We start from the raw sequence: 23,115 nt of genomic DNA on the forward strand, positions 1-23,115 counted from the left end.
CCGTTTGTCATCCGGCAAGCAGCACTCAAACCACAATCACGGTAGGCACTGAGACCTCAGACCTTTGCAACACGGACTTAACTACCTGGACTGCTCCGCGTGTCGACCTTACGCACTCGGCAACCACAACCACTTCGTCGGCCAGCTGTGCAACAACACGTGACACAGATGGATTTTTCTCGGTGGGCGGAAGAACCACTACAACACGCTCATATAGATCCTTGAGTTCCCCAAAACGTTTAAACACATCTGATCGCACCAAGAAGCCACTCACACTAGAGGGCCTCAAGACATCAACGTTCTCCTCTAGAACGGCAAGAGAATAGTCTCCTTGCTGAGATACTGATGACGACTTCTTTTGTTTCAAATCCTTTTCAGACAAATTCAGTATCGCAGTTTTCCGCCCGGCCTCAGCGCAGCCACCGGCAATTCCCGCTGCAAGGGTTGTTCCAACACCCGTGCTGCTGGTTGGCATAACCGCTGCAACCTTCCAGTCATCGCCAATCGCGGAGATCAATCTGCTAGGTGCTAACGCACGAATTTTATCAACAGATATAACGGTTGGGTTTATCGCGCTGTTGGAATCCAAGCGAATAGATTCAAAGACACGAATCATTGAACCTTTCGAGTAGATCACTTCCCGGCGTATGACACAGAACAGAACTGCGATCACTCCCATTATCAAGCCGATAACCAAGCCAAGAACAATCAATAGCGGTTTTTTCGGCGAGATAGGATTTGAGGGTGCGATCGCTGTTTCAATAATCCGACCGCTCGCTCGCTCGTATCCAGACAACAATGTCTGCGATTGAAACTGTGTGATAAGGGATTCGTAGATGGCTTGACGCACTTCGACTTCTCGTTCCAAGGCTGCAAGTTCTAACGCCTCAGCACCCGAAACACGTGCCTGTTTTTCAAGTACATCCAAACTAGATATCAACGCTGCTTGCTGCGCACGCAAACTGGAACTAGCCCGTTCAACTTCACTCTTTGTCGGGCTTTCCCACTCGCTCGGCTTGCCCGACAACTTGAGAACCCGTCGAAATGGCAAACTCATCGCCACAGGAAAGTCTTGCACAAATTGCGTACCATCAAATGAACTATCATTGATGCTTTCGAGAGCTTGAAGACTATCACTGATAAGTGAAATATCGCGCCGTACTTGGGTAAGCTGAGCTGAAGCCTTCCCCAGTTCTTCATCAGATAGTAAGCTGTTTTCTATCGCAAAATCACGCATCGCCGAGTTTGCAGAGTCCAAGTTTTCACGCACTTGCAACAGCTCATCCGCAAAGTAATTCAAACTGTCGCGTACTTCACCACGTTCTCTCAAAAAGATATCATTAAGCGCTCTTTCAACGATAACATTGGCTACATGTGCAGCTCGATCGGCCTCGGGATGGCGTATCGTCAATTTAACAATGCCATTGTCTTTGGGCGATAGCGTCATCCTTTTAGACAGTGCCTTAACAGCCATCACATAGTAGCCGTCTTGATCAGGCGTTGTCTTAGGCGCACCACGGATGAGAGCCTTGATTTTATCGACCAGGCTAGGTTCTCGGAGAATGAAGTTGAATTCTGGATCTGATGCAAAACTTGCATCCTCATATATGCTTTCAACAAAAGGTCGTGATAGAACACGATCTTGCAAGGACTCGGCTTCTGAGGCACTGGCCGATATGTTGATGCCCGCGATAGCAGCCAGACCGGCTACTTGCCCCAGGCCTCCACCACCTTGATCCTTTTCTAGAAGTTCAAACCGCGTCGAGGCTTCATATTGAGGCTCAGCAACTACAAACGCATAAAAGACCGCAAGACTGACAAATCCAATAGTGATCAGAGAAACCATGCGCCAACTATGCCAAACAGCAGCAAGAAACTCAGCCAAATCGATCTGATCTCTTTGTTCTTCAGACTGCATCATAGTTCACCTCAATCGAGTTATCTAAGGCCTTAATAGTAGGCTGCAAAGACGCTGAAAACACCATTAGATCAGCGTTGCTGCCTATAGTAATGGCAGAAAAATCGCGCAACCCAAACCATTGCTACAACATATATTTCTGAGAGACTGTTGCATTAATCGTAAACATCGGGGGGCCACTTAGCTTCAAGGGTGTTGTCACGTTCACCCGTGATCCACATAGCGATTGTGGTGTTCGGATTTCAAGCGGCCTTTGTGGCAGCATTCCAGGCGTCAAATGCCTCAAGGCCGTGATATCTAATTGTTAGTGCTAAGCGACGGTAAGTGGGGACACTGAAGCTATTGCGGACTGCGGAAAAGACGGCCACGATCCGCTGTAGTCCGGCTGGAGAGCGGTAGCCTTGCACTGTTCGTTCTCACTTTCGGAATGGAGATGACTGTTTTCAGCGCGGTTGTTGAGATCCGTGTGCGACCAGTGATCGAGGCCCGGCGCGATCTCTCGTTTGGCGGCGTCATATGAATGCAACTTTTCCGTGACGATCCGTTTGGGAGTAAAACCAAGATACTTTATCAGGCTGCGCAACAGCCGTTTAGCAGCTCGTTGGTTGCGTTTAGGTTGGATGATTTCGTCCAGAACGACGCCGTGCTGATCGACCACGCGCTAAAGCCAATACTTGCAGTCTGATATTCTTACGACAACCTCATCGAGATGCCAGATATCGCCGGGATGGTCCTGTCGCTTTCGAATTTTGCGAGCGATTTGTGGCCCGAACTTGATGACCCAGCGCCGGACAGTCTCGTAAGACACGTCGATCCCACGCTGCAGCAGCATCTCGTCAACTTCGTTTAGGCTTGGATTGAAACGGGCATACAACCACACTGCATGGGCGATGATCTGAGGAAGAAATTATGATTGCCCCCTCTCAGAAGCCCCGGTTGCGGTTTGCGCGACTGGTGCCCACCGTCCTCATTTTGGCGTCGCTCATCGTGGTCACAAGTGTGTTGCTGACCGCAAGCGGCACCGTTGGCTGAGCTCAGCCCCATGCCTGCGTTTCGCACACGCTTGCCCTGCGCCCTGTGGCTGGCGTAGGTATTTTGCGAACACTTGGGAGCGCAAACACATGGCACGAGCCTGGCAACGGATGCTATCAGGGCGCAGGCTCGATCTGCTTGACCCCACACCTGTGGACATAGAGATCGAAGACATTGCCCATGGCCTCGCCTTTGTCGCGCGCTGGAACGGGCAAACCCATGGGGATTTTGCCTATTCCGTGGCCGAGCATTCCCTGCTGGTCGAAGACATCTATCGCCGCATGTATAAATCCGCGACGCCCAAGACCCGGCTCACCGCGCTTCTGCATGATGCGCCCGAATATGTCATTGGCGATATGATTTCCCCGGTGAAAGCCGCTGTGGGCCCCGGCTACGGACAGCTTGATGACCGTCTGACAGCCGCCATTCACATCCGCTTTGGATTGCCCGCTGAAACGCCCAAGCGCCTCAAGGCCCAGATCAAGAAAGCCGATAAGATCTCCGCCTGGATGGAAGCGACGCAGATCGCAGGCTTTTCCGTGGCAGAGGCCAACAAACTCTTTGGGGTGCCCGACCCGGAAGTGATTGACGGGCTCACCATTGACCTGCGCCCACCCGTAGAGGTGCGCACCGATTTTACCCGCCGACACGCCGCATTACTGGCGCAAATTTGAACCTATTTAAGCCTATTTAGTCTCTATTTGGATCTATTTTATGACACAAATTTCCATTCAACCCGGCACACAAGCCGACCTGCGTCAAACCGCTGATCTGCTCAATGAAATCATCGCAGCGGGCGGCACAACCGCGATCACCAAGACCATGACCAAAGAGGCGCTTGGCGAATGGCTGATGGCCAATCCAGAGGACGCCACCTGGCATGTTGCCCTAGCCGAAAACGGCACGCTCTTGGGTTTTCAATGGATCGGCCCCTATGCCGCCCTGCCCCCGGAAGCCTGCGACATCGGCACTTTTGTCAAAACCGGCCAAACCGGCATGGGCATCGGCTCCAAACTGTTTGACGCCACAAAGACAGCCGCGCGCAAATTGGGCTATGAATGGATCAACGCCGAAATCCGCGCCGACAACGCAGGCGGCCTCGCCTATTACCGAAGCCGCAGCTTTGAAACCTACGCCCGGAAATCCGACGTCGCGCTGGCCGATGGCAGCACCGTGGACAAAATCCACAAGCGCTACGACCTGACATAACAAACGCGCCAGAGAGGATCTCCGGCGCGTCGTTTCACGTGAAACAGATCAGACGTGCTGCGCAGGCAAACCTGAGCTTCCGCAGCGCCTCTTTTCCTTTGTCCAGCAGCTTAAGACAGCGCCTCGATCACCTGCTGCGCTACGGCGGCAGAGGAGTTCGGGTTCTGACCGGTGATCAGGTGCCCGTCTTTCTGCACATAAGACATCCAGTCTTCGCCTTTGGAGTAGATCCCGCCACGGGCGATCAGCGTGTCTTCCAACAGCTGCGGCACAACATTGGTCAGCGCCACGGCGTCTTCTTCGGTGTTGGAAAAACCGGTCACCTTGCGGTCTTTGACGATGTATTCGCCCTCTGCGTCTTTTGCGTTCACCAGAACGATCGGCCCGTGACAGACAGAACCAACCGGCTTTTGCGCGGCAAAGAAATCTTCGATCAACTTGATGGAGTCCGCATCCTCAACCAGATCCCACATCGGGCCGTGGCCACCGGGATAGAAAATTGCGTCAAAATCCTCGGCTGCCACATCTGCCAGCTTTGCGGTGCTGTTCAGCGCGGAATTTGCCGCCGCATCCGCCTCAAAACGGTGGGTGTGCTCGGTCTGGAAATCAGGCTCATTGCTCTTTGGGTCGAGCGGCGGCAAGCCCCCTTTGGGCGACGCCAGCGTGACCTCAAAACCTGCATCAATGAACTCATAGTAAGGCGCGGCCAGCTCTTCGAGCCAGAAACCGGTTTTTGCACCGGTGTCGCCGAGTTGGTCATGGGATGTCAGCGCCACGAGGATCTTTTTGGTCATCAGATGTTCCTGCCTATGATGTGAGGCAGCCCGCGCCGCCTCTTCTGAGGAGGCATCTAGGTATCATTGCATAGGTGACGCAAGTGACGTAACTGACAACACATCTTTGCACATGAGCAACAATAAGGGATCACGGCATGGCGCTCTGGGACGGGATCGAAGAATTCGCCACGGTGGCGCAAACCGGCAGCTTCACCACAGCGGCGCGGCGGCTCAATGTCTCCACCTCTCATATCTCGCGCCGTGTTCAGGCGCTGGAGGACCGGCTCGGCACAAAGCTTCTGGCGCGCACCACCCGAACCGTCCGGGTCACCGAACGCGGGGCGGAGTATCTCGCGCAGATCGAAAACGTCATCTCCGGCCTGCAGGAGGCCAACCAGAGCATCGCAGGAGATGTCGCAGCACTTTCCGGTCTGATCCGCGTGTCTGCCGCTGGCCCCTTTGCCGAAACTGTGGCGGCACCAAGGCTTCTGGATTTTGCCCAAGCCAATCCGCGCATCACGCTTGAGATAGATTTCAACAACCGCAATGTGGATCTGATCGCGGATGGCTATGATTTTGCCCTGCGCTACGGCGTGCTCTCAAGCAGCTCGCTGATTGCACGCAAGCTGGTCAACCACCGGCTCTCCTGCGTCGCCGCCCCCGCATATCTCGCGCGCCACGGCACACCGCAAACGCCACAGGATCTACGCCAGCATTCCTGCCTTGTCGCCAACAACGACACCTGGCTGTTTCACGACCCGGAAAGCGGCAGCCCCCTGCCCGTCAAAATCTCGGGTCGCCTGCGCACCAACAATATTCCACTCATGCAGGATGCTGTCCGGCGCGGCTTTGGTATTGCCTACTCGCCCATTGGAAATCTGCAACCGCTGATCGACGCGGGCGAAGCCACCCCCATCCTCGAAGGATTTGAGGATCAGAGCCGCTCTCACTGGATTGTCTATGCAGACCGCCGCCTCATGCCACGTCATGTGCGTGCGGCGATAGATCACTTGCTGGCGTCCTTTGCCAACGAACGCAGCTGAAACGCATTTTTTACACAAGATCCGGGCGGCGCAGCCGTTGCGCAAAACGTTAAAAGCGCCGGGCGAAATTCGCACCGACGCAATACCGACGCGTTACCACCGCGATACAGACAGGCCGTTTTGGCCGACTCAGAGCAAAATTAACGCGGCGAGCGCTTGGCTAGAATCCGCTGCAACGTCCGGCGATGCATGTTCAGCCGCCGCGCCGTTTCACTCACATTGCGGTCACACAATTCATAAACCCGCTGGATGTGTTCCCAGCGCACCCGATCCGCACTCATCGGGTTTTCCGGTGGCGGCGGCAGCTCATCTCCGGTGCTCAAAAGCGCATTGGTCACATCCTGCGCATCCGCCGGTTTGCTGAGGTAATCCGTCGCCCCGATCTTCACCGCAGCCACAGCAGTGGCAATCGCGCCATAACCGGTCAGCACCACCACGCGGCTGTCTTCGCGCTTCTCTCGGATGACCTCGACAACGTCCAATCCATTGCCATCCCCAAGGCGCAAATCAACCACGGCATAGGCTGGAGGACGGGCTGTCGCGATGGCTTGACCCGCAGCAACCGATCCAGCGGTTTCCACCTCAAAGCCCCGTTTTTCCATGGCTTTTGCCAGTCGTTTCAGAAACGGTTCATCATCATCTACGAGGAGGAGGGATTTGTCCGGCCCGATCTCCGACAGCGCGCTATCAGCCATTTGCCTGTTTCCTATGCCAATTTTCTAACTTGTAACGGCACAGCCAATCTTGGTCAAACCGAGGCCTGCGTTACATGTTTTCTACGAAACAGCCTACTCTTTGGGCCATATCTGCTGCAGAAACATCGCGACGGAAGTACTCCACAAACCCATGCCCCGGCAGTGTCAGATAGGTGAAAGTGGAGTGATCCACGAGGTAATACTCCTCATCCCCATCTTCTGCTGGCTGCTTTTTGTAATAGGTGCGATAGGCTTGGCTCGCGGCTTTCACCTGCTCGGGGGAACCAGACAGGCCAATCATGCGCGGATGCATGTAATCGGTGTATTCCTTCATCACTTCCGGCGTGTCGCGCTCTGGGTCGATGGTGATGAATACCGGTGTGACGATATCCCCATCTTCCTCAAGGATTTCAGCGGCTTCCGCATTCCGCGTGGCGTCCAGAGGGCACACATCCGGGCAGAAGGTATAGCCGAAATAGATCAGCGCAGGCTGTGTCAGAACGTCTTTCTCGGTGACCGTCTGACCATCTTCATCCACCAGCTCAAAAGGCCCGCCAATCGCACTGGTTCCGCCCGCGACCTGCCCCTGACGGCACTGCGCAAACTGATCTGACCCATGACCTCCGCGGCCAACAAACCACATCGCGGCCAGCGCAAAGATCGCCACAAAAACAGCAACAGCTGCCACCATTCGAACCATGTCGCACCTCACCAAGTCATGTTGCGGGATATGGTCTAGAGACCTATCAAGTACGGGCAAAGACACAAGTGGAAAGGCCGGAAAATGACGGATTTGTCAGGCGAACTGCTCAGCGCAAATCGACGCAGCAACTGGATTCGCCTGCGTACATTCATCGCTTTGCGCTGGATTGCGATTGCCGGGCAAATTGTCGCGCTGCTTGTGGCGCAATTCGGCTTTGGCCTGGTTCTGGAATACGGGCTTTGCTACCTCGCGGTGGGCATTTCGGTGATCGGCAATCTTGTCGCGATTTTTGTCTTTCCCGAGAACAAGTTGCTGACCGAGTCCGAGAACCGCTACATGCTGTTGTTTGACGTGCTGCAGCTTGGTTTCTTGCTGTTCCTGACCGGCGGTCTGCACAACCCCTTCGCCTTTCTCGTTGTCGCCCCCGTCACGATTGCCGCCTCTGTCCTGTCGCTCCGCTCCGCCGTTACGCTGGCCGCACTGGCGGTGATCATCGTGACCGCGCTTCTGGAATTCCACCTGCCGCTGCGCACCCAGAATTTCTTTATTCTACAAGTGTCTGACGTGTTCTTGTTTGGCAACTGGGCCGCCATCGTAATCGCGATTTCCTTCTCCTCATTCTATTCGCGTCAGGTTGTGACAGAGATGTCCTCCATGGCCGAAGCCTTGGCCGCAACCCAAATGGCGCTCGCACGGGAGCAGAAGCTCACCGATCTTGGCGGCGTTGTCGCCGCTGCTGCGCATGAGCTCGGCACGCCCTTGGCCACCATCAAACTGGCAAGCGCGGAACTGTTTGAAGAACTGGATGACCGTCCGGACCTCCGTGAAGACGCCGCCCTGATCCGGGAGCAAACCGACCGCTGCAGAGACATCCTGCGCTCCATGGGACGTGCGGGCAAAGACGATCTGCATCTGCGCAAGGCACCTCTTTCCACAGTCATCGAAGAGGCCGCCGAGCCTCATATGGATCGGGGCAAACAGATCATTTTTGACCATTTTGAGATCGTGGACGGCCCGGAAATTTTGCGCCGGCCAGAGATCATCCACGGCTTGAGAAACCTCATTCAGAACGCGGTCGACTTTGCCCGGGAGAACGTGTGGGTTGAAACCGAATGGGACGAAACGTCGATCTATTTGCGCATCTTGGATGATGGGCCCGGTTACCCGCCCCATCTGATCGGCCGCATTGGCGACCCCTTCATGCGGCACCGCAAACCAGAGAAGGAACGCAAGAAGCGCCCGGGTTACGAAGGTATGGGGCTTGGCCTGTTCATCGCAAAAACGCTGCTGGAGAGATCCGGTGCGGAGATAAGTTTTGCAAACGGTTCCAAGGTGATAGAGGAAGGTCGCTTTACCACAGCGCGCAGTGGCGCTGTGGTGGAGGTCATCTGGCCACGACAAAAAATCGAGGCGAACCTAAATCTCGATCTTGTAGGAAGCGGCGAAAACCCGGTGCATCAAACGCAGGCCTGAGCAGATAAATCTTGCAAAACAAGCGGATTCTTGCACACTCTTAACGAATTCAATGAAGATCTTCCTCTCCACTACGTTGCTAATGGAGACTTCCATGTTGTTAACGAGTACTCAGCTTCTGTTTGTTTTAGCCGCTTCGGTCTTATTTGTGACCTGCGTCTGGATGATGACCCGACGCCTGCCGCAAAACACCCGACCGCCAACAGAGATCGCACCAAACGCCACCAAAGCCTGCTTTCTGTTTCGCTCCGGAAGTTTGATTGATGCCAATCCCGCAGCGCTTCAGATATGTGCAGAGACGCCGGTTGAGACCTTTGACTGGTCCGCGCTCCACCAGAAGATGGCACCGCTCTTTCCGGATTTCCCAAGGATCCAAGGTGCCAGTCAGGATCGTGACGTCACCATTTTACGGTCTCAGGATCCGGAAGACGGCTCCATCGTGACCATAGATCAATGGGACGAAGTCGCCCGCATCACCATCGCGCAAGACGATGCGCCCGATGCGGCCCGTCGCACCGCGATTATGCAGGCGATGTTTCAAGCCCCCAACCCGATCTGGAAATCAGACACCGAGGGAAACGTGGTCTGGCGCAATGGGTCGTATAAGAACCTGGTTGGACAGCTTGGCCATCAGTCCAGAAACGAACCTGTCTTTGACGTCCGCGAGTTGATCGTTGGGGAGCCGTCAAAACGTTTGCAAGTCACCGACAAAATCGGCGCCACGACACGATGGTTTGACGTGACAGCCGTGCAGGCGGGCAACAACGTGATGTATTATGCCACTGAGGCAGATGCCGTCGTATCCGCTTTGGATGCACAGCGCAGCTTTGTGCAAATCTTCTCCAAAACCTTTGCGCATCTCTCAACCGGACTGGCGATTTTTGATCGTGACCGCAGACTGATCCTGTTTAATCCTGCCCTGATGGCGCTCACCGGGCTCAGCGCGGAATTTCTGTCCAAACGCTGCGATGCGAAGTCTTTCTTTGACCAGCTCAGGGAAATGCACGTAGCGCCCAACGTCAGCACCAACAAAAGCTGGGCGGAGCAGGTTGAAATCATCATGCAGGCGGCACTTGAGGACCGCTATAGCAAGACCTGGACCTTGCCTTCTGGCGTCACCTATCGCGTCACGGGCCGCCCGCATCCGGATGGCGCTTTGGTCTTTCTGGTGGAAGACATTACGGCGGAAATCACGGTCACACGACGATTTCGTGCCGAGCTGGATCAGTGCCACGGCGTCATGGATACGATCAAATCTGCGCTTGTTCTGTTTTCCTCCACCGGCCAGCTGCAGCTTTGCAACGAAGCCTACCGGCGTCTCTGGAAATCAGACCCGGACAGCAGCTTTGCCAAATACACCCTCACAGACGCCCTCGCCCACTGGCGCAGCGATTGCCTGCCAAATGAGATATGGCCGCAGCTCCAAAACCGTATCCTGTCGACCTCCATTCGAGAACACTGGCATGCCACCATCACGCTGAAAACACTCACTGCTGTGCGCCTGACACTGACGCCCATAGCAGGAGGAATGACGCTGGTTTCCTTTGACAAGATCTTGCCCTTTGGCACGCCGGATCCTATCAGAGTGGAAACACAGGAAGAGACCCCCATTCACGGCTGATCTCGCTTGCAGCCTCCGGCCACGATTTTTACTGTGGCCGCATGACCGTCCTCCAGCTTTCCCTCGATCTTCCTTCTGCCGACGCAACGCAGCAATTGGCCATGCGTATCGGCAAAACACTCACGCCAGCTGATGTATTGCTTCTGGAAGGCCCGATAGGTGCCGGAAAAACGCATTTTGCACGCAGCCTGATCCAATCTCTTTTGCCGATTGTCGAAGATGTGCCTTCCCCCACATTCACGCTGGTGCAGGTTTATGATGGACCTGAAAGTGAAATCTGGCACGCGGATCTCTATCGACTCTCTGCCCCTGATGAGGTGGTTGAGCTTGGCCTAACCGATGCTTTTGAAGAAGCTATTTGTCTGGTGGAGTGGCCTGACCGCCTTGCGGAGTTGCAACCTGAAAACGCCCTAACGCTTTCCTTTGCCCTCGCCGAAGAAGAAGAAAGGCGTCAGCTGACCCTGTCAGCGACCGCGCCACGCTGGGCCGATCTGTTTGAAAGCCTGCCCGAATGACCGCGCGTGCGACCTTGATCGCAACATTTTTGCAAGAAACCCAGTGGTCTGATGCCACGCAGACGCCGCTTGCCGGGGATGCCTCTGCACGTCGCTACATCCGTTTACAACGCCCATCCGGACAAACAGCCATATTTATGGATGCGCCCAAGGAAAACGGTGAAGACATTCGCCCTTTCTTGCGGATCGCGCAGTTTTTGACGGCGCATGGTTTCTCTGCGCCGGAGATCTGGCACGCGTCAGAAGAAGCGGGTTTGATTGTGATGGAAGACCTCGGCGACGACCTTTTTGTAAAGGTCATGGCGGATAGGACAGCCAATCAGCTTTCGCTTTATCAGGCCGCTGTGGACGTGCTGCTGGAACTGCAAGCGCTCGCTCCGCCCGCCAATCTGGCGGTCATGGATAACAAAACGCTCGCGGAAATGACTGAGCCTGCTTTCACTTGGTATTGCGACGCACCTGCCAAGGGGATCGATGAAGCCGTCGCAAATTTTGTGGGGGCGTTGCGGCGCCTGCTGGAGACTTACCTTCCCGAACCAAGCGTACTTGTGTTGCGCGATTTTCATGCGGAGAATCTGCTCTGGCTGCCCGATCGCGCCGACAGCGCACGTGTTGGGCTGTTGGATTTTCAGGACGCTTTGATAGGCCATCCGGCCTATGATCTGGTATCGATGCTGCAGGACGCACGCCGGGATGTGCCTGAAAATATCGAGCGTGCGACCAAGGCCTATTATCAACGCAAAACCCAGACAGATCCTGAAAGCTTTGTTGCCGGCTACCACCTGCTTGGTTTGCAGCGAAACCTTCGCATTCTTGGCATCTTTGCCCGATTGTGTAAGCAGGCCGGGAAACCGCACTACGTGGATTTCATACCGCGTGTTCATGACCATGTGATCCGCAATCTGGCCCACCCTGCTCTGCAGGACATCGCCAAACTTCTAAAATCTGTTCTGCCTGAACCAACCCCAGAATTTCTCCAATCTTTGAAAGACCAATGCGCCACACACCCGAAGCCATAATGCTGTTCGCCGCCGGTTTTGGCACGCGCATGGGCACACTGACCAAAGACCACCCCAAACCGCTTTTGTCCGTTGGAGGCAAAACGCTGCTGGACCACACACTGGACCTAGCGCAGGCCGTTTCCCCACAGAAAATCGTGGTGAATGCCCACTATCACCATGTTCAGATTGAAGCCCATCTGGCGCAAAAAGACGTGGCGGTTTCTGTCGAATCCCCGGACATTCTGGAAACTGGCGGTGGGTTGCGGCACGCCCTGCCCCTTTTGGGCGAAGGCCCTGTTTTCACAAGCAACACAGACGCGGTTTGGCGCGGTCCAAATCCCTTTGAATTGCTAAAATCCGCGTGGAACCCCGAGAGCATGGATGCATTGCTGCTTTGCGTTCCGAAAGAACACGCCGTTGGCCATGTGCGTTCCGGCGATTTCTTTTTATCCACCGACGGGAAACTCACCCGTGGACCGGGACAGATCTACACCGGGGTGCAAATTCTGAAAACGCACGGGTTGTCCGAGATCGGCGAAACGGCCTTTTCGCTCAATCTTTTGTGGGACCGCATGCTGGAGAACGACCGTTTGTTCGGCCTCACATACCCGGGATCGTGGTGCGATGTGGGTTCACCAGAAGGCATCGCGCTCGCTGAAACCATGTTGGAGGCCCGCGATGTTTGAGCCAAGCGACACTCCGCGCGTTTTTGCGCTCGCACCTGGTGTGGATTTTCCCAAGGCCTTTGTGAAGGGACTGCGCGCGCGGTTTGACGGCAAGCCGCCACAGGACATTGCTCGCGCTCAGGTGATTGTGAACACCGCCCGTATGGCGCGGCGCATCCAGACGCTTTTTGACAATGGCCCGGCAACGCTCTTGCCGCGCATTCAATTGCTTGGAGATTTTGCCAACACAGAATCCGCAGACCTGCCCAAGGCATCCTCCCCCATCCGCCAACGATTTGAGCTGATCCAACTGGTCACGCGCTTGCTGGAACAACAGCCCGACTTGGCTGCGCGCGCCTCTGTCTATGACCTCGCCGACAGTCTGGCCTCTCTCTTTGATGAGATGGCCGGAGAAGGTGTGGCTGTGGACACCATTGAGACATTGGATGTGGCTGATCAGTCCGGTCACTGGGCGCGCGCGCAGTCCTTCTTTGCGATTGCCCGGCATTTTCTGGAAGACCTCGAAAGCGCACCGGGTGCCGAGGCACGTCAACGCCGTGCCATCGAGGCCATTATCGCGCGTTGGGAAACTGCGCCCCCCACCCATCCGATCATATTGGCGGGCTCCACCGGGTCTCGCGGCACCATGCAGCTTCTGATGCGGGCCGTTGCGCGACTTCCCCAAGGTGCGATTGTTTTGCCCGGTTTTGATTTTGACATGCCTGCGGCCACATGGGGGCATCTCAGCACGGCTTTGGAAAGCGAAGATCACCCGCAGTTCCGGTATCATGCCTTGCTGGCGTCATTGGATCTGCCGATCAAAGCCGTTCAAACATGGGATCCCTGCCCGGCTCCCTCACCTGCGCGCAATCGGCTGGTTTCGCTCGCGCTGCGACCTGCCCCGGTCACGGACCAGTGGCTTAGTGAAGGCCCGAAGCTTGGAGATCTGCTTCCCGCCACCAAGGACGTCACTTTGGTTGAGGCAACAACTCAGCGCGAAGAAGCCCTCACCATCGCCGCTCGCATGCGCAAAGCCGCAGAAGACGGGCAAACCTGCGCGTTGATCACACCCGACCGGATGCTCACACGCCAGGTCACTGCGGCGTTGGATCGCTGGGGGATCGTGCCAGACGACAGCGCCGGACAACCTCTTCAACTCTCCCCTCCGGGCCGTTTCCTGCGCCATGTTGTGGTACTGTTTCACCAAAAACTCACCTCTGAGATGCTGCTGACGCTGCTGAAGCACCCGTTGACGCACAGCGGAGCAGAACGTGGCAAACACCTGCGCTATACAAGGGAGCTAGAGCTTTGGCTTCGCCGAAAAGGCGTCACCTATCCTGACGCCGAAACGCTCAGCGCTTGGGCGCAGGCCCAGAAAGACGATATGTCAGAGTGGATCGCCTGGCTCACGGGGTGCTTCTGTGATCAGCTCCGCGGGGCCTCTGATATGGCCAGCCTGCTTGAAGCCCATCTCTTGCTTTCGGAGAAAATCGCACATGGTCCCCAAGGGGATGGAGAAACGGGAAGCGGCGCGCTTTGGCAGGAAGCTGCTGGGCGTGCGGCCGTGCGGGTTTTGGCCGACATCAAGGACCATGCGCCTGTTGTTGGCGAGATTTTATCCACGGATTATGCCGATCTCATAGGAGCGCTTCTTTCGCGTGGAGAGGTTCGCGATCGCGATGCTGGCCACCCACACATTCTGATCTGGGGCACGTTGGAAGCACGTGTTCAAGGGGCGGATCTTGTGATCCTCGGTGGTTTGAACGAGGGCAGCTGGCCAGAAGCGCCCAGCCCTGACCCTTGGCTCAACCGGAAAATGCGCCACGATGCCGGCTTGCTGCTGCCAGAACGCCGTATCGGTCTTGCCGCGCATGATTTTCAACAGGCCGTTGGCGCGCCAGAAGTCTGGCTCACCCGCGCGATCCGTTCTGACGAAGCCGAAACTGTGCCTTCGCGCTGGGTCAATCGGCTGATCAACCTTTTGGGCGGCTTGCCACAGCAGAACGGTCCGGAGGCTTTGGCGGAAATGCGCGGGCGTGCACAGGTTTGGCTTGATCGCGTTCGCGCCTTGGAAACCGTGCCGCTTGTGCCAGCTGCAAAACGTCCTTCGCCCACTCCGCCAGCTGCGGCGCGTCCACGAAAGCTCTCCGTTACAGAAATCAAACGTCTGATCCGCGATCCATATGCGATTTACGCCAAACACGTGCTCCGCTTGCGCCCGCTTGATCCTCTGATGCGCACACCGGATGCCTTGTTGCGTGGGATCGTCGTACATGAGGTTCTTGAAACGCTGATCAAGGAAAGTCGTGATCAGGATATTCCTGTGACCCGCGCGCGCATTTTGGAGATATCAGAGACTGTTTTGGCGCAAAATGTTCCCTGGGCCACTGCGCGTGCACTTTGGTTGGCCCGTCTTGCACGTGTTTCAGATCACATTGTACATGGCGAGGAACGCCGCCGGAAACGCGCCATTCCACTGGCTTTTGAAGCGGAAACGCGCGCACGGATTGAAGACTTGGATTTCACGCTCACGGCCAAGGCTGACCGGATCGACCGCACTGAGAAAGGCGATCTGATCCTTTACGACTACAAAACCGGTGCGCCTCCTTCCAAGGATGAGCAGACCTATTTTGACAAACAGCTGCTTCTGGAAGCGGTCATGGCGGAACAGAACGGTTTTAAAGACATTGATCCCGCGCAGGTCGCTGATGCCATTTATATCGGTCTGGGAACCACCCCCAAGGATCAACCGGCCCCGCTGTCCGAAACACCCACTGAAAAGGTTTGGGAGGAGTTTTCGACCCTCATCGGCCACTACCTTGAAGACGGGAAAGGATTCACCTCCCGCCGCGCGATGCAATCGGAGCGCGACGAATGTCTTTACGATCAGCTTGCCCGGTTTGGCGAGTGGGACGCGACGGATGAACCTGCGCCGGAGGAGTTGACATGAACGCCCCGAACGATGCGACCCTGCGCCAGATCTCTGCCGCGCGCCCTGATGCCAGCACATGGCTCTCAGCCAACGCCGGATCCGGCAAAACCCGTGTGCTGACCGATCGCGTGGCCCGACTCCTGCTCGAAGGGGTCCTGCCCCAGCATATCTTGTGCCTGACCTACACAAAGGCAGCCGCAAGTGAGATGCAAAACCGGCTTTTCAAGCGCCTTGGCAGTTGGGCCATGAAAAGTGATGAGGAGCTTGCTGCCGAGTTGGCCGAGCTCGGCGTAGCAGGCAAAGCAAATCCAGAAGACCTGCGCCAAGCGCGCACGCTGTTTGCCCGCGCGATTGAGACACCGGGCGGTTTGAAAATTCAGACCATCCACTCTTTCTGCGCCTCTCTGCTCCGCCGCTTCCCATTAGAGGCCGGTGTGTCTCCGTTGTTTTCTGAGATGGAAGACCGTGCGGCGGCGCTCCTTCGGGAAGACATCGTCGAAGCTATGGCGGAGGGCGAGGATGCGCCGCTTCTTCGCGATGTCGCGGTGCATTTCACCGGTGCAGCCCTTGAAGAACTTACAGCGGCTATCACACGGCATGCAGACCGGCTGAGAAATGGAAAATCCAGCTCTGAACTCGGTGCCTTGCTGGGGTTGCCGGATGGATACAATCAAACGCAATTGCTCGCAGAGGTTTTTCTTGGCGGAGAAATTGAGCTGATCACGCGGGTCATCGCTATGCTGCGTACTGGCGGGACAAACGACAACCGCGCTGCGGATAAGCTTGCCGCCATTTCCGCGCCCAACCTCGCCGCGCTGGAAATCTTGGAAACTGTGCTGCTCAACGGGAAAGCGGCAAAGTCGCCCTTTTCGGCCAAGTTAGACACTTTTCCAACGAAAGGCCTGCGCACCAAACACCCTGATCTGATCGATCAACTTCAGCACTTGATGCTGCGTGTGGAAGATGTGCGTCCTCGCCGCGTCGCGCTACGGGCCACAGAACGCAGTGCAGCGCTTCATGCTTTTGCCGCGCGTTTCATTGCGCGCTATGACAAAGCCAAGCAACAACGCGGATGGCTCGACTTTGACGACCTGATCCTGCGCGCACGCAACCTGCTCAACGAACCCGCTGTCGCCGAGTGGGTACTCTATCGTCTGGACGGCGGCATTGACCACATTCTCGTGGATGAGGCACAGGATACGAGCCCTGTGCAGTGGCAAGTGATCGAAAGGCTTGCACAGGAATTTACATCCGGCACCGGTGCACGGAGCGATATCACGCGTACGATATTTGTGGTGGGAGACCAAAAGCAGTCGATCTACAGCTTTCAAGGCGCTGATCCCGCGGAGTTTGACCGCATGCGCGAAGAGTTCGCCGCCCGTTTAGAGCCGACGGGTAAAAAACTGCAAAACCTGAGCCTTGAGTATTCTTTCCGCTCTTCGCCAGCAGTGCTCAGTCTGGTGGACACCTGCTTTGAGCATCATGTGGAAGCGGGTTTCCCCGCTGGTAATCGCCACATAGCGTTCAACGATGATATGCCCGGTCGCGTTGATCTGTGGCCAGTGGTCGAACCTGTTAGAAAAGCAGAGAAAGACGAGTGGTTTGATCCGGTTGATCGCCTTGGAGACACCCACCATACGGTGATCCTTGCCGAACGCGTCGCGGCGCAAATCGCGCGCATGATCAATCAGGACACGATTGCGGATCACCGCGGGCCAGACGGAAAATTCACGCAGCGCGCCATTGAACCTGGCGATTTCCTGATCTTGGTGCAGCGGCGTTCTGATCTCTTTCATGAGATTATCCGCGCCTGCAAACTCCAAGGGCTGCCAATCGCAGGTGCCGACCGCCTCAAGGTGGGAGGGGAAATGGCCGTGCGCGATCTTGGTGCGCTCTTGGCCTTCCTTGCCACGCCGGAAGATGACCTGTCGCTTGCCACGGTCCTGCGTTCGCCGCTGTTTGGCTGGTCTGAACAGCACCTGTTTGATCTGGCACATCGCCGAAAGCCGGGGTCCTATCTTTGGACTGCGCTACGAGATCGCAGCGCAGAGTTTCCCGAGACCATGACCATTCTGAATGACATGCGCGGGCAGACCGACTTTTTGCGCCCCTATGATTTGATCGAGCGGATCCTGACCCGGCACAAGGGCCGGCACGCATTGCTCGCCAGACTGGGAGCTGAGGCGGAAGACGGCATCAACGCACTTCTGAGCCAAGCTCTCGCTTATGAAAAATCTTCGGTGCCCAGCCTGACCGGTTTCCTTCAGTGGATGGAAACCGACGATCTGGAGATCAAGCGCCAGATGGACAGCGCCTCTAATCGTATTCGCGTGATGACCGTGCATGGCTCCAAAGGGTTGGAGGCACCCATTGTGATTATGCCGGACACGGGCAAGCGTCTCATCAAAACCGATGCGCCGATTGTGCCGGTGGGGCAGACTGCCTTGTGGAATATGTCCGCAGATGCGGCACCTGACGCTCTTTCGGAGGCACGTGCCGAAATGGCTGAGGCACAGGCAGCGGAAAGGCTTCGCTTGCTTTATGTTGCCATGACGCGGGCGGAAAAATGGCTGATCGTCGCGGCGGCGGGTGATCTCGGCAAAGATGGCAACAGTTGGTATGACATTGTGCGCAGCGCGATGGCGGCCTCAGACGCGGAGCCGTACAAGTTTCAGGGCGGCGAGGGGCTGCGGCTCGATCACGGAGATTGGGCAGGATCCGTCACCAAACCGCCTGAAACCGCGCCTGACATCAAACCCGATATTCCGGAGTATTTGCAAACCGCGGCCTCGGAGCCGCTGCCAAAATCCGGCACACTGAGCCCATCAGACCTCGGGGGCGCGAAGGCTTTGGCAGGTGAGCAGGGGCTTGATCAGGAGGCGGCCATGCAACGGGGAACATGGTTGCACGTGTTGCTGGAGCATTTGCCGATACATCCACAAGAGCGCTGGCAGGAGGTCGCAGAAAACCTGCTGCAGGATGACCTTGTTGAGATGGAAGACGGCGTCTTTTCAGCATTGCTTGATGAGGCCCAAGCCAATCTTATTGCGCCGGAAATGACCTGGATCTTCGCGCAGGAAGCCCTGGCTGAGGTGCCAATCACAGCAGATTTAGGGACGCATCGCTTGCATGGGATCATCGATCGGCTTGTCATTCAGGACGATTGTATTTGGGCCGTCGACTTCAAAACCAACGCCGTTGTTCCCGAAAATCCCAAGGCCACACCCGAAGGGATTTTGCGGCAAATGGGAGCCTATGCCCATGCTTTGGAACAGGTTTTCCCCGGCAAAGCCATACGGACTGCCATCCTATGGACAGCCAAAGCGGAGCTTATGGAATTGCCACACGATCTTGTGACAAATGCACTGCGCGCCACAGCATATCTTGACGCCCTGCCGCCGCAAACCTAGGTTCCACCAGACCAAGACTTATCCAATTCCCTTTCAGGAGACCTCCAATGGCAACCGTCGCTGTCACCGACGCCACTTTTGACGAAGAAGTAAAAAACGCCGACGTGCCCGTCGTCGTAGATTTCTGGGCCGAGTGGTGCGGCCCTTGTAAGCAAATCGGCCCAGCTCTCGAAGAGCTGGCTGCTGAGCTGGACGGTAAGGTGAAAATCACCAAGGTTGATGTCGACAGCAACCCGAACGCCGCTGCTGCACTGGGTGTGCGCGGTATTCCGGCGCTGTTCATCTTCAAAGACGGTCAGGTGATCTCCAACCGCGCAGGCGCTGCTCCAAAAGCTGCGCTGCAAAGCTGGATTGAAGACTCTCTGTGATCTGACATCAGCTCAGATACATCAAAGGCGTCCCTTAAGGGGCGCCTTTTTCATTTAAGACACAGGCCAGCTAAGACACGGGCCAACCAAATTCGGCTAAACGGGCACGAATATGGTCTTGTGCATCACTGCGGCCAGCGTTGATCGACATGTGCTGAAGGAACCACCAGAGGTACTGAGGGTAGGGCGGCCTCATGTCGCGCACCTTCTCAAACGCACCCTGAACGCCCAACGTCTCTACATTTGCCGCGATATGGTGGAAATCGATACGGCCAAACAGCACCGCAGGCTTCTTGAGAAGATACCCTGCAAAGGCAACGCTGGAGTTCATGGTCACAACATAATCGCAGCAGGGCAACAGGCTCTCCACGCCTCCAAGCTGAACAGACAGCTGGGCGTGTTTCTCCACCAACTGGTCGAGCCTTGTACGTTCTGCTAAAGAGTATTCCTCTCCCGGATGCAAAGTCGCGACAACTTTGGTTCCGGGATTTTGCTCCAACACATGTTCGATCATTTGCACGGGGCTACAGGTTTGAAAGGAGCGCTGCTCCAACAACCGCCCTTGCAGCGGCACGTAAACAAAACCGCCCTTTTCGACCTTTCCCAGCAGCGGCCCATAAAGGCGTTTGCGCCATGTATGAAAGAACTTTCGCGCCTCAGCTTCATCAATCTTGGTGGTATCAAAATGCGTTTTGGCCACATCCCAGTACCAGCGCTCGTTTGTACGCTCGATATGCCAGAACGGATAGTAATAGGCCCGCCGAAACGAAACCGAATTGCGCGCAAAGGGTTCTCGCATGAAAAAGAGCGAATACTCCCCTTTGCGAGGCAAAGCGTTTTCAGGAATATCAAAGGACACCCTGAATCCTGCACTCTGCAGTACCTCTGAGATTTTATTGATAAAATTATGTTCACCGCGCTCTGCACGCTGGCGCAGCGTTTCATGCAGATAAAAGCGGGCCTGATGGTTGCTGCTCATGCGGCGACGCTATGCGCTTAGCCCCAGAGGAGCAAGTCTCACCCTTGTGCGCAAACCGCGACAGGCTCATATAAGAGCGCAGACAAAAGGAGCTTTTCATGTCAGAGGATCAATTCCCCGGTTGGCACGGCACCACGATCATCGGTGTGAAAAAAGGCGGCGAAGTTGTGATTGCCGGTGACGGTCAGGTCTCGCTTGGTCAGACAGTCATCAAGGGCACCGCGCGCAAGGTGCGCCGTCTGTCCCCGGGTGGACATGAAATCGTGGCAGGTTTCGCAGGCTCAACTGCGGACGCTTTCACACTTCTGGAGCGCCTTGAGGCCAAGCTCGAGGCAACGCCGGGCCAACTCGCGCGTGCCTCTGTGGAACTGGCCAAGGATTGGCGGACAGACAAATACCTGCAAAAGCTTGAGGCGATGCTGATCGTTTCCGATGGCACAGACATTTTTGTCATCACCGGGGCAGGGGACGTTCTGGAACCGGAGCATGACGTCACCGCGATTGGCTCAGGCGGTAACTTCGCACTCGCCGCAGGTCGCGCGCTGATGGACACCGATCTGACAGCTGAGGAAGTGGCGCGCAAAGCCATGGCAATCGCCGGTGACATTTGCGTCTACACCAATGGTAACCTCACCTTGGAGACCATCAAAAAATGACTGAGATGACCTACACCCGTATGGGAAACTCCGGCCTGGTGGTATCCCGTCTGGCACTTGGCACCATGACCTTCACACATGGTTCAGACTGGATCCCCGGCGTGGCCAAAGTAGGTCTTCAGGATGCGCAGCGCATGGTGGATGTGGCGCTTGATGGCGGTATCAACTTCTTTGATGCTGCGGACGGTTATTCCAATGGCGAGGCCGAAGACATCCTCGGCCAAACGCTCAAAGGCAAACGCAACGAAGCGGTAATCTGTACCAAGCTGGGCTTTCGCCAGAATGACCGGATCAACAATGCCGGACTGTCCCGTGGCCATGTCCTCTCGTCAGTCGATGGCTGCTTGAAACGCCTTAATACCGATTGGATCGACCTGCTTGTCTTACACAAGACAGACTTTACCACACCGATGGAAGAAACCCTTTCAACGCTGCAGAACGTCATAGACGCAGGCAAAGTCCGCCATATCGGCGTGTCCAACTGGCCCGCGTGGAAGGTTGCGCAAGCAGTGCAATTTCAGCGCGACAATAACATGAGCCAGTTTGTGGCTGGGCAATACCTTTACAACGCCGTGGGTCGCGACATCGAGATGGATGTTCTGCGCATGGGCGAAGAGCTGGGCCTAGGTTTGATGGCCTGGTCCCCATTGGCGGGTGGTTTGCTGACCGGGAAATATGATCTGAACAAACTGGAAGCCAGCGATGGCCGTTTGGCCGAAGGGGACTTCCTTCAGGTTTCCAAAGAACAAGCACAGATCGCGCTGGACGCTTTGAGCTCAGCAGCCGAGGCCCACGACGCCACCCAAGCGCAAATCGCGCAGGCCTGGATTTTGAACAAACGCCGTGACCACACGGTCATCATCGGCGCTTCCAAGCTCAGCCAGCTTGAAACCGTGATCTCTGCGGCCAATATCACCCTGAGTGCAGATGAAATGGCCGCGCTTGATGCCGCTGCTGCGCCGGGCCGTCGCTATCCCGAGTGGTTTGACGACATGATGAAAGACGAGTTGTTTGCCAAAGTGCTTGCGTAACAAGAGACGTTGAACCCGCATGATTTCCAAAGATGACCTGCGCGCCGCTGTCGGCTCCGGCCTTTTGAACGAGTCTCAAGCGGCTTCGCTTGCGGCTCTGGCTGACAGCCGACGTGGCGCGCGCGAAGAGCTTACGCCCGGTGATGAACCCTTTGAGCTGTTTAAGGGGTTCAATGAGATTTTCATTGTCATTGGCCTTCTGATCCTCGCAGGCGGGTGGGCCGCGGTGAACGGCCTCTCCATGGCAGTCGAAATCGTAGACTACAAAAGCAAACTTGTGACCACGGCAGGCATTTCAGCCCTCGTTCTGTGGGGCTTGTCGGAGTATTTCATACGCCGTCGCCGCATGGTGGCGCCAGCAATTGCGCTTTCCTGTCTTTGGGCGATCAACGCGGGTTCCGGCATCACGGCCTATTTTGCGCAACCCTTCATGGTGGCACAGGAAGATTTCTCCAGCCTGCCATTCCCGCTCGCGCTCACCACAGTGGCCATGTTCCTATACTGGCTGCGTTTCCGCGTACCCTTCGCCATGGCGCTGATCGCACTTGGTGTATTTGGCGTGGCGATGATGGTCGGTGCCAATCAAGCGGGCACTCCGGCCAGCTTCTCTGATATGTTCCTTCTGTCTGCAGGCGGACCATTTGCCCTCATCACGCTGGCTGTGGGTGCCGGTGTTTTTGCCGTCGCCATGATCTTTGATATGTCAGATCCACACCGTGTTACCCGGCGCGCTGCGCAGGGTTTCTGGCTGCATGTCATCGCGGCACCGGCACTTGTGAATACGATCGCGCTCAGCCTTCTGGAGCGGGACAGCTCCGGCGCGAACACAACACTCTTTGCAGTATTGTTGCTCTTCGCTTTCATCGCCATCATCATCGACCGCCGCTCGTTCCTCATTGCTGCCATTGGCTACACCGTGGCTCTTGCAGGCACGGTGTTTGAAGGCGAGGGCGCGGCCATGACAATTTTCCTCCTTGGTATCTTCCTTGTGGTGCTCGGCGCATTCTGGGCCCGCATTCGCGCGGCTCTTCTGGCGCCGCTTTCAGGCATCCTGCCATTGCACCGCCTCCCGCCGTCTCACTGATTGG

20 protein-coding genes and 1 pseudogene are annotated in these 23,115 nt (G+C 56.2%); 15 read left to right on the forward strand and 6 right to left on the reverse strand.

Annotation, left to right across the window (positions count from 1 at the left end):
- Positions 1 to 25: 25 nt before the first annotated feature.
- Together ACO07T_RS04935 and ACO07T_RS04940 are read right to left on the reverse strand one after the other, a co-directional pair.
- Entirely contained in the window at positions 26 to 1,921 is a 1,896-nt protein-coding gene (locus ACO07T_RS04935; RefSeq protein WP_422048487.1) for a GumC family protein, read from the reverse strand.
- 239 nt (positions 1,922 to 2,160) lie between these two features.
- A pseudogene (locus tag ACO07T_RS04940) lies at positions 2,161 to 2,813 on the reverse strand (IS6 family transposase).
- 14 nt (positions 2,814 to 2,827) lie between these two features.
- Here ACO07T_RS04940 and ACO07T_RS04945 point away from each other — a divergent pair.
- From ACO07T_RS04945 to ACO07T_RS04955, 3 genes are all read left to right on the forward strand, one after another.
- Entirely contained in the window at positions 2,828 to 2,950 is a 123-nt protein-coding gene (locus ACO07T_RS04945) for a hypothetical protein (protein ID WP_422048488.1), read from the forward strand.
- A gap of 89 nt (positions 2,951 to 3,039) precedes the next feature.
- Positions 3,040 to 3,624 (forward strand): HD family hydrolase, encoded by a 585-nt coding sequence (locus ACO07T_RS04950; RefSeq protein WP_209076382.1) that lies wholly within the window; start codon positions 3,040 to 3,042, stop codon positions 3,622 to 3,624.
- 40 nt (positions 3,625 to 3,664) lie between these two features.
- A complete protein-coding gene (locus ACO07T_RS04955) occupies positions 3,665 to 4,159 on the forward strand; it encodes a GNAT family N-acetyltransferase (RefSeq protein ID WP_422048489.1) in 495 nt (164 codons plus the stop codon).
- Positions 4,160 to 4,269: 110 nt separating this feature from the next.
- Here the strand turns inward: ACO07T_RS04955 and ACO07T_RS04960 are convergent, their stop codons facing one another.
- The gene (locus ACO07T_RS04960) at positions 4,270 to 4,953 is read right to left on the reverse strand and encodes a type 1 glutamine amidotransferase domain-containing protein (RefSeq protein ID WP_422048490.1); all 684 of its coding nucleotides are present in this window, start codon (positions 4,951 to 4,953) and stop codon (positions 4,270 to 4,272) included.
- Between the two features lie 137 nt (positions 4,954 to 5,090).
- Here ACO07T_RS04960 and ACO07T_RS04965 point away from each other — a divergent pair, with 137 nt between their 5' ends.
- Complete coding sequence (locus tag ACO07T_RS04965) at positions 5,091 to 5,978, forward strand: LysR family transcriptional regulator (protein ID WP_422048491.1); 888 nt, start codon at positions 5,091 to 5,093, stop codon at positions 5,976 to 5,978.
- 140 nt (positions 5,979 to 6,118) lie between these two features.
- Here the strand turns inward: ACO07T_RS04965 and ACO07T_RS04970 are convergent, their stop codons facing one another.
- Together ACO07T_RS04970 and ACO07T_RS04975 are read right to left on the reverse strand one after the other, a co-directional pair.
- The gene (locus ACO07T_RS04970) at positions 6,119 to 6,673 is read right to left on the reverse strand and encodes an ActR/PrrA/RegA family redox response regulator transcription factor (protein WP_209058183.1); all 555 of its coding nucleotides are present in this window, start codon (positions 6,671 to 6,673) and stop codon (positions 6,119 to 6,121) included.
- A gap of 70 nt (positions 6,674 to 6,743) precedes the next feature.
- Positions 6,744 to 7,373 carry an SCO family protein gene (locus ACO07T_RS04975; protein ID WP_422048492.1) on the reverse strand — a complete coding sequence of 210 codons (630 nt, stop codon included), beginning with the start codon at positions 7,371 to 7,373 and terminating at the stop codon, positions 6,744 to 6,746.
- 84 nt (positions 7,374 to 7,457) lie between these two features.
- Between ACO07T_RS04975 and regB the strand changes: the two genes are divergently transcribed.
- The 8 genes from regB to trxA all read left to right on the forward strand — a co-directional run bounded on the left by regB (position 7,458) and on the right by trxA (position 19,361).
- Positions 7,458 to 8,849 (forward strand): sensor histidine kinase RegB, encoded by a 1,392-nt coding sequence (gene regB, locus ACO07T_RS04980; protein ID WP_422048493.1) that lies wholly within the window; start codon positions 7,458 to 7,460, stop codon positions 8,847 to 8,849.
- A gap of 94 nt (positions 8,850 to 8,943) precedes the next feature.
- Entirely contained in the window at positions 8,944 to 10,470 is a 1,527-nt protein-coding gene (locus ACO07T_RS04985; protein WP_422048494.1) for a PAS-domain containing protein, read from the forward strand.
- A gap of 41 nt (positions 10,471 to 10,511) precedes the next feature.
- Complete coding sequence (gene tsaE, locus ACO07T_RS04990) at positions 10,512 to 10,985, forward strand: tRNA (adenosine(37)-N6)-threonylcarbamoyltransferase complex ATPase subunit type 1 TsaE (protein ID WP_422048495.1); 474 nt, start codon at positions 10,512 to 10,514, stop codon at positions 10,983 to 10,985.
- A complete protein-coding gene (locus ACO07T_RS04995) occupies positions 10,982 to 12,004 on the forward strand; it encodes an aminoglycoside phosphotransferase family protein (protein WP_422048496.1) in 1,023 nt (340 codons plus the stop codon). Before tsaE ends, ACO07T_RS04995 begins: the two co-directional genes overlap by 4 nt.
- Positions 11,980 to 12,672, forward strand: coding sequence for a nucleotidyltransferase family protein (locus tag ACO07T_RS05000; RefSeq protein ID WP_422048497.1), 693 nt, complete (start codon positions 11,980 to 11,982; stop codon positions 12,670 to 12,672). The genes ACO07T_RS04995 and ACO07T_RS05000 overlap by 25 nt, the downstream gene beginning before the upstream one ends.
- Positions 12,665 to 15,601, forward strand: coding sequence for a double-strand break repair protein AddB (gene addB, locus ACO07T_RS05005; RefSeq protein ID WP_422048498.1), 2,937 nt, complete (start codon positions 12,665 to 12,667; stop codon positions 15,599 to 15,601). The genes ACO07T_RS05000 and addB overlap by 8 nt, the downstream gene beginning before the upstream one ends.
- On the forward strand, positions 15,598 to 18,993 hold the full coding sequence (addA, locus tag ACO07T_RS05010; protein WP_422048499.1) for a double-strand break repair helicase AddA: 3,396 nt from the start codon (positions 15,598 to 15,600) through the stop codon (positions 18,991 to 18,993). The genes addB and addA overlap by 4 nt, the downstream gene beginning before the upstream one ends.
- Before the next feature lie 47 nt (positions 18,994 to 19,040).
- Positions 19,041 to 19,361, forward strand: coding sequence for a thioredoxin (gene trxA / locus ACO07T_RS05015; protein ID WP_422048500.1), 321 nt, complete (start codon positions 19,041 to 19,043; stop codon positions 19,359 to 19,361).
- A gap of 70 nt (positions 19,362 to 19,431) precedes the next feature.
- On the opposite strand, the gene ACO07T_RS05020 is transcribed toward trxA, so the two are convergent.
- The gene (locus ACO07T_RS05020) at positions 19,432 to 20,340 is read right to left on the reverse strand and encodes a hypothetical protein (RefSeq protein WP_422048501.1); all 909 of its coding nucleotides are present in this window, start codon (positions 20,338 to 20,340) and stop codon (positions 19,432 to 19,434) included.
- Positions 20,341 to 20,438: 98 nt separating this feature from the next.
- Here ACO07T_RS05020 and hslV point away from each other — a divergent pair, with 98 nt between their 5' ends.
- From hslV to ACO07T_RS05035, 3 genes are read left to right on the forward strand one after another with little or no spacing between them, the layout of a single operon-like run.
- Positions 20,439 to 20,996, forward strand: a complete 558-nt coding sequence (gene hslV / locus ACO07T_RS05025; protein ID WP_209058218.1) for an ATP-dependent protease subunit HslV — start codon at positions 20,439 to 20,441, stop codon at positions 20,994 to 20,996.
- Positions 20,993 to 22,027, forward strand: a complete 1,035-nt coding sequence (locus tag ACO07T_RS05030) for an aldo/keto reductase (protein ID WP_422048502.1) — start codon at positions 20,993 to 20,995, stop codon at positions 22,025 to 22,027. Before hslV ends, ACO07T_RS05030 begins: the two co-directional genes overlap by 4 nt.
- 19 nt (positions 22,028 to 22,046) lie before the next feature.
- Positions 22,047 to 23,111 carry a hypothetical protein gene (locus tag ACO07T_RS05035; protein WP_422048503.1) on the forward strand — a complete coding sequence of 355 codons (1,065 nt, stop codon included), beginning with the start codon at positions 22,047 to 22,049 and terminating at the stop codon, positions 23,109 to 23,111.
- Positions 23,112 to 23,115: the final 4 nt, after the last annotated feature.

The organism is Shimia sp. (genome assembly GCF_965227725.1).
Lineage (GTDB): Bacteria > Pseudomonadota > Alphaproteobacteria > Rhodobacterales > Rhodobacteraceae > Shimia.

What these genes read in the sequence shown, in the direction of transcription:
- ACO07T_RS05000 (WP_422048497.1), top strand. Translation starts at nt 11,980, where the DNA reads ATGCGCCACACACCCGAAGCCATAATGCTGTTCGCCGCCGGTTTTGGC.
- hslV (WP_209058218.1), top strand. Translation starts at nt 20,439, where the DNA reads ATGTCAGAGGATCAATTCCCCGGTTGGCACGGCACCACGATCATCGGT.
- ACO07T_RS04960 (WP_422048490.1), bottom strand. Translation starts at nt 4,953, where the DNA reads ATGACCAAAAAGATCCTCGTGGCGCTGACATCCCATGACCAACTCGGC.
- ACO07T_RS05030 (WP_422048502.1), top strand. Translation starts at nt 20,993, where the DNA reads ATGACTGAGATGACCTACACCCGTATGGGAAACTCCGGCCTGGTGGTA.
- ACO07T_RS04975 (WP_422048492.1), bottom strand. Translation starts at nt 7,373, where the DNA reads ATGGTTCGAATGGTGGCAGCTGTTGCTGTTTTTGTGGCGATCTTTGCG.
- tsaE (WP_422048495.1), top strand. Translation starts at nt 10,512, where the DNA reads ATGACCGTCCTCCAGCTTTCCCTCGATCTTCCTTCTGCCGACGCAACG.
- ACO07T_RS05035 (WP_422048503.1), top strand. Translation starts at nt 22,047, where the DNA reads ATGATTTCCAAAGATGACCTGCGCGCCGCTGTCGGCTCCGGCCTTTTG.
- ACO07T_RS04935 (WP_422048487.1), bottom strand. Translation starts at nt 1,921, where the DNA reads ATGATGCAGTCTGAAGAACAAAGAGATCAGATCGATTTGGCTGAGTTT.
- ACO07T_RS04970 (WP_209058183.1), bottom strand. Translation starts at nt 6,673, where the DNA reads ATGGCTGATAGCGCGCTGTCGGAGATCGGGCCGGACAAATCCCTCCTC.
- ACO07T_RS04965 (WP_422048491.1), top strand. Translation starts at nt 5,091, where the DNA reads ATGGCGCTCTGGGACGGGATCGAAGAATTCGCCACGGTGGCGCAAACC.
- ACO07T_RS04985 (WP_422048494.1), top strand. Translation starts at nt 8,944, where the DNA reads ATGTTGTTAACGAGTACTCAGCTTCTGTTTGTTTTAGCCGCTTCGGTC.
- addA (WP_422048499.1), top strand. Translation starts at nt 15,598, where the DNA reads ATGAACGCCCCGAACGATGCGACCCTGCGCCAGATCTCTGCCGCGCGC.
- addB (WP_422048498.1), top strand. Translation starts at nt 12,665, where the DNA reads ATGTTTGAGCCAAGCGACACTCCGCGCGTTTTTGCGCTCGCACCTGGT.
- ACO07T_RS04995 (WP_422048496.1), top strand. Translation starts at nt 10,982, where the DNA reads ATGACCGCGCGTGCGACCTTGATCGCAACATTTTTGCAAGAAACCCAG.
- ACO07T_RS05020 (WP_422048501.1), bottom strand. Translation starts at nt 20,340, where the DNA reads ATGAGCAGCAACCATCAGGCCCGCTTTTATCTGCATGAAACGCTGCGC.
- ACO07T_RS04950 (WP_209076382.1), top strand. Translation starts at nt 3,040, where the DNA reads ATGGCACGAGCCTGGCAACGGATGCTATCAGGGCGCAGGCTCGATCTG.
- ACO07T_RS04945 (WP_422048488.1), top strand. Translation starts at nt 2,828, where the DNA reads ATGATTGCCCCCTCTCAGAAGCCCCGGTTGCGGTTTGCGCGACTGGTG.
- ACO07T_RS04955 (WP_422048489.1), top strand. Translation starts at nt 3,665, where the DNA reads ATGACACAAATTTCCATTCAACCCGGCACACAAGCCGACCTGCGTCAA.
- trxA (WP_422048500.1), top strand. Translation starts at nt 19,041, where the DNA reads ATGGCAACCGTCGCTGTCACCGACGCCACTTTTGACGAAGAAGTAAAA.
- regB (WP_422048493.1), top strand. Translation starts at nt 7,458, where the DNA reads ATGACGGATTTGTCAGGCGAACTGCTCAGCGCAAATCGACGCAGCAAC.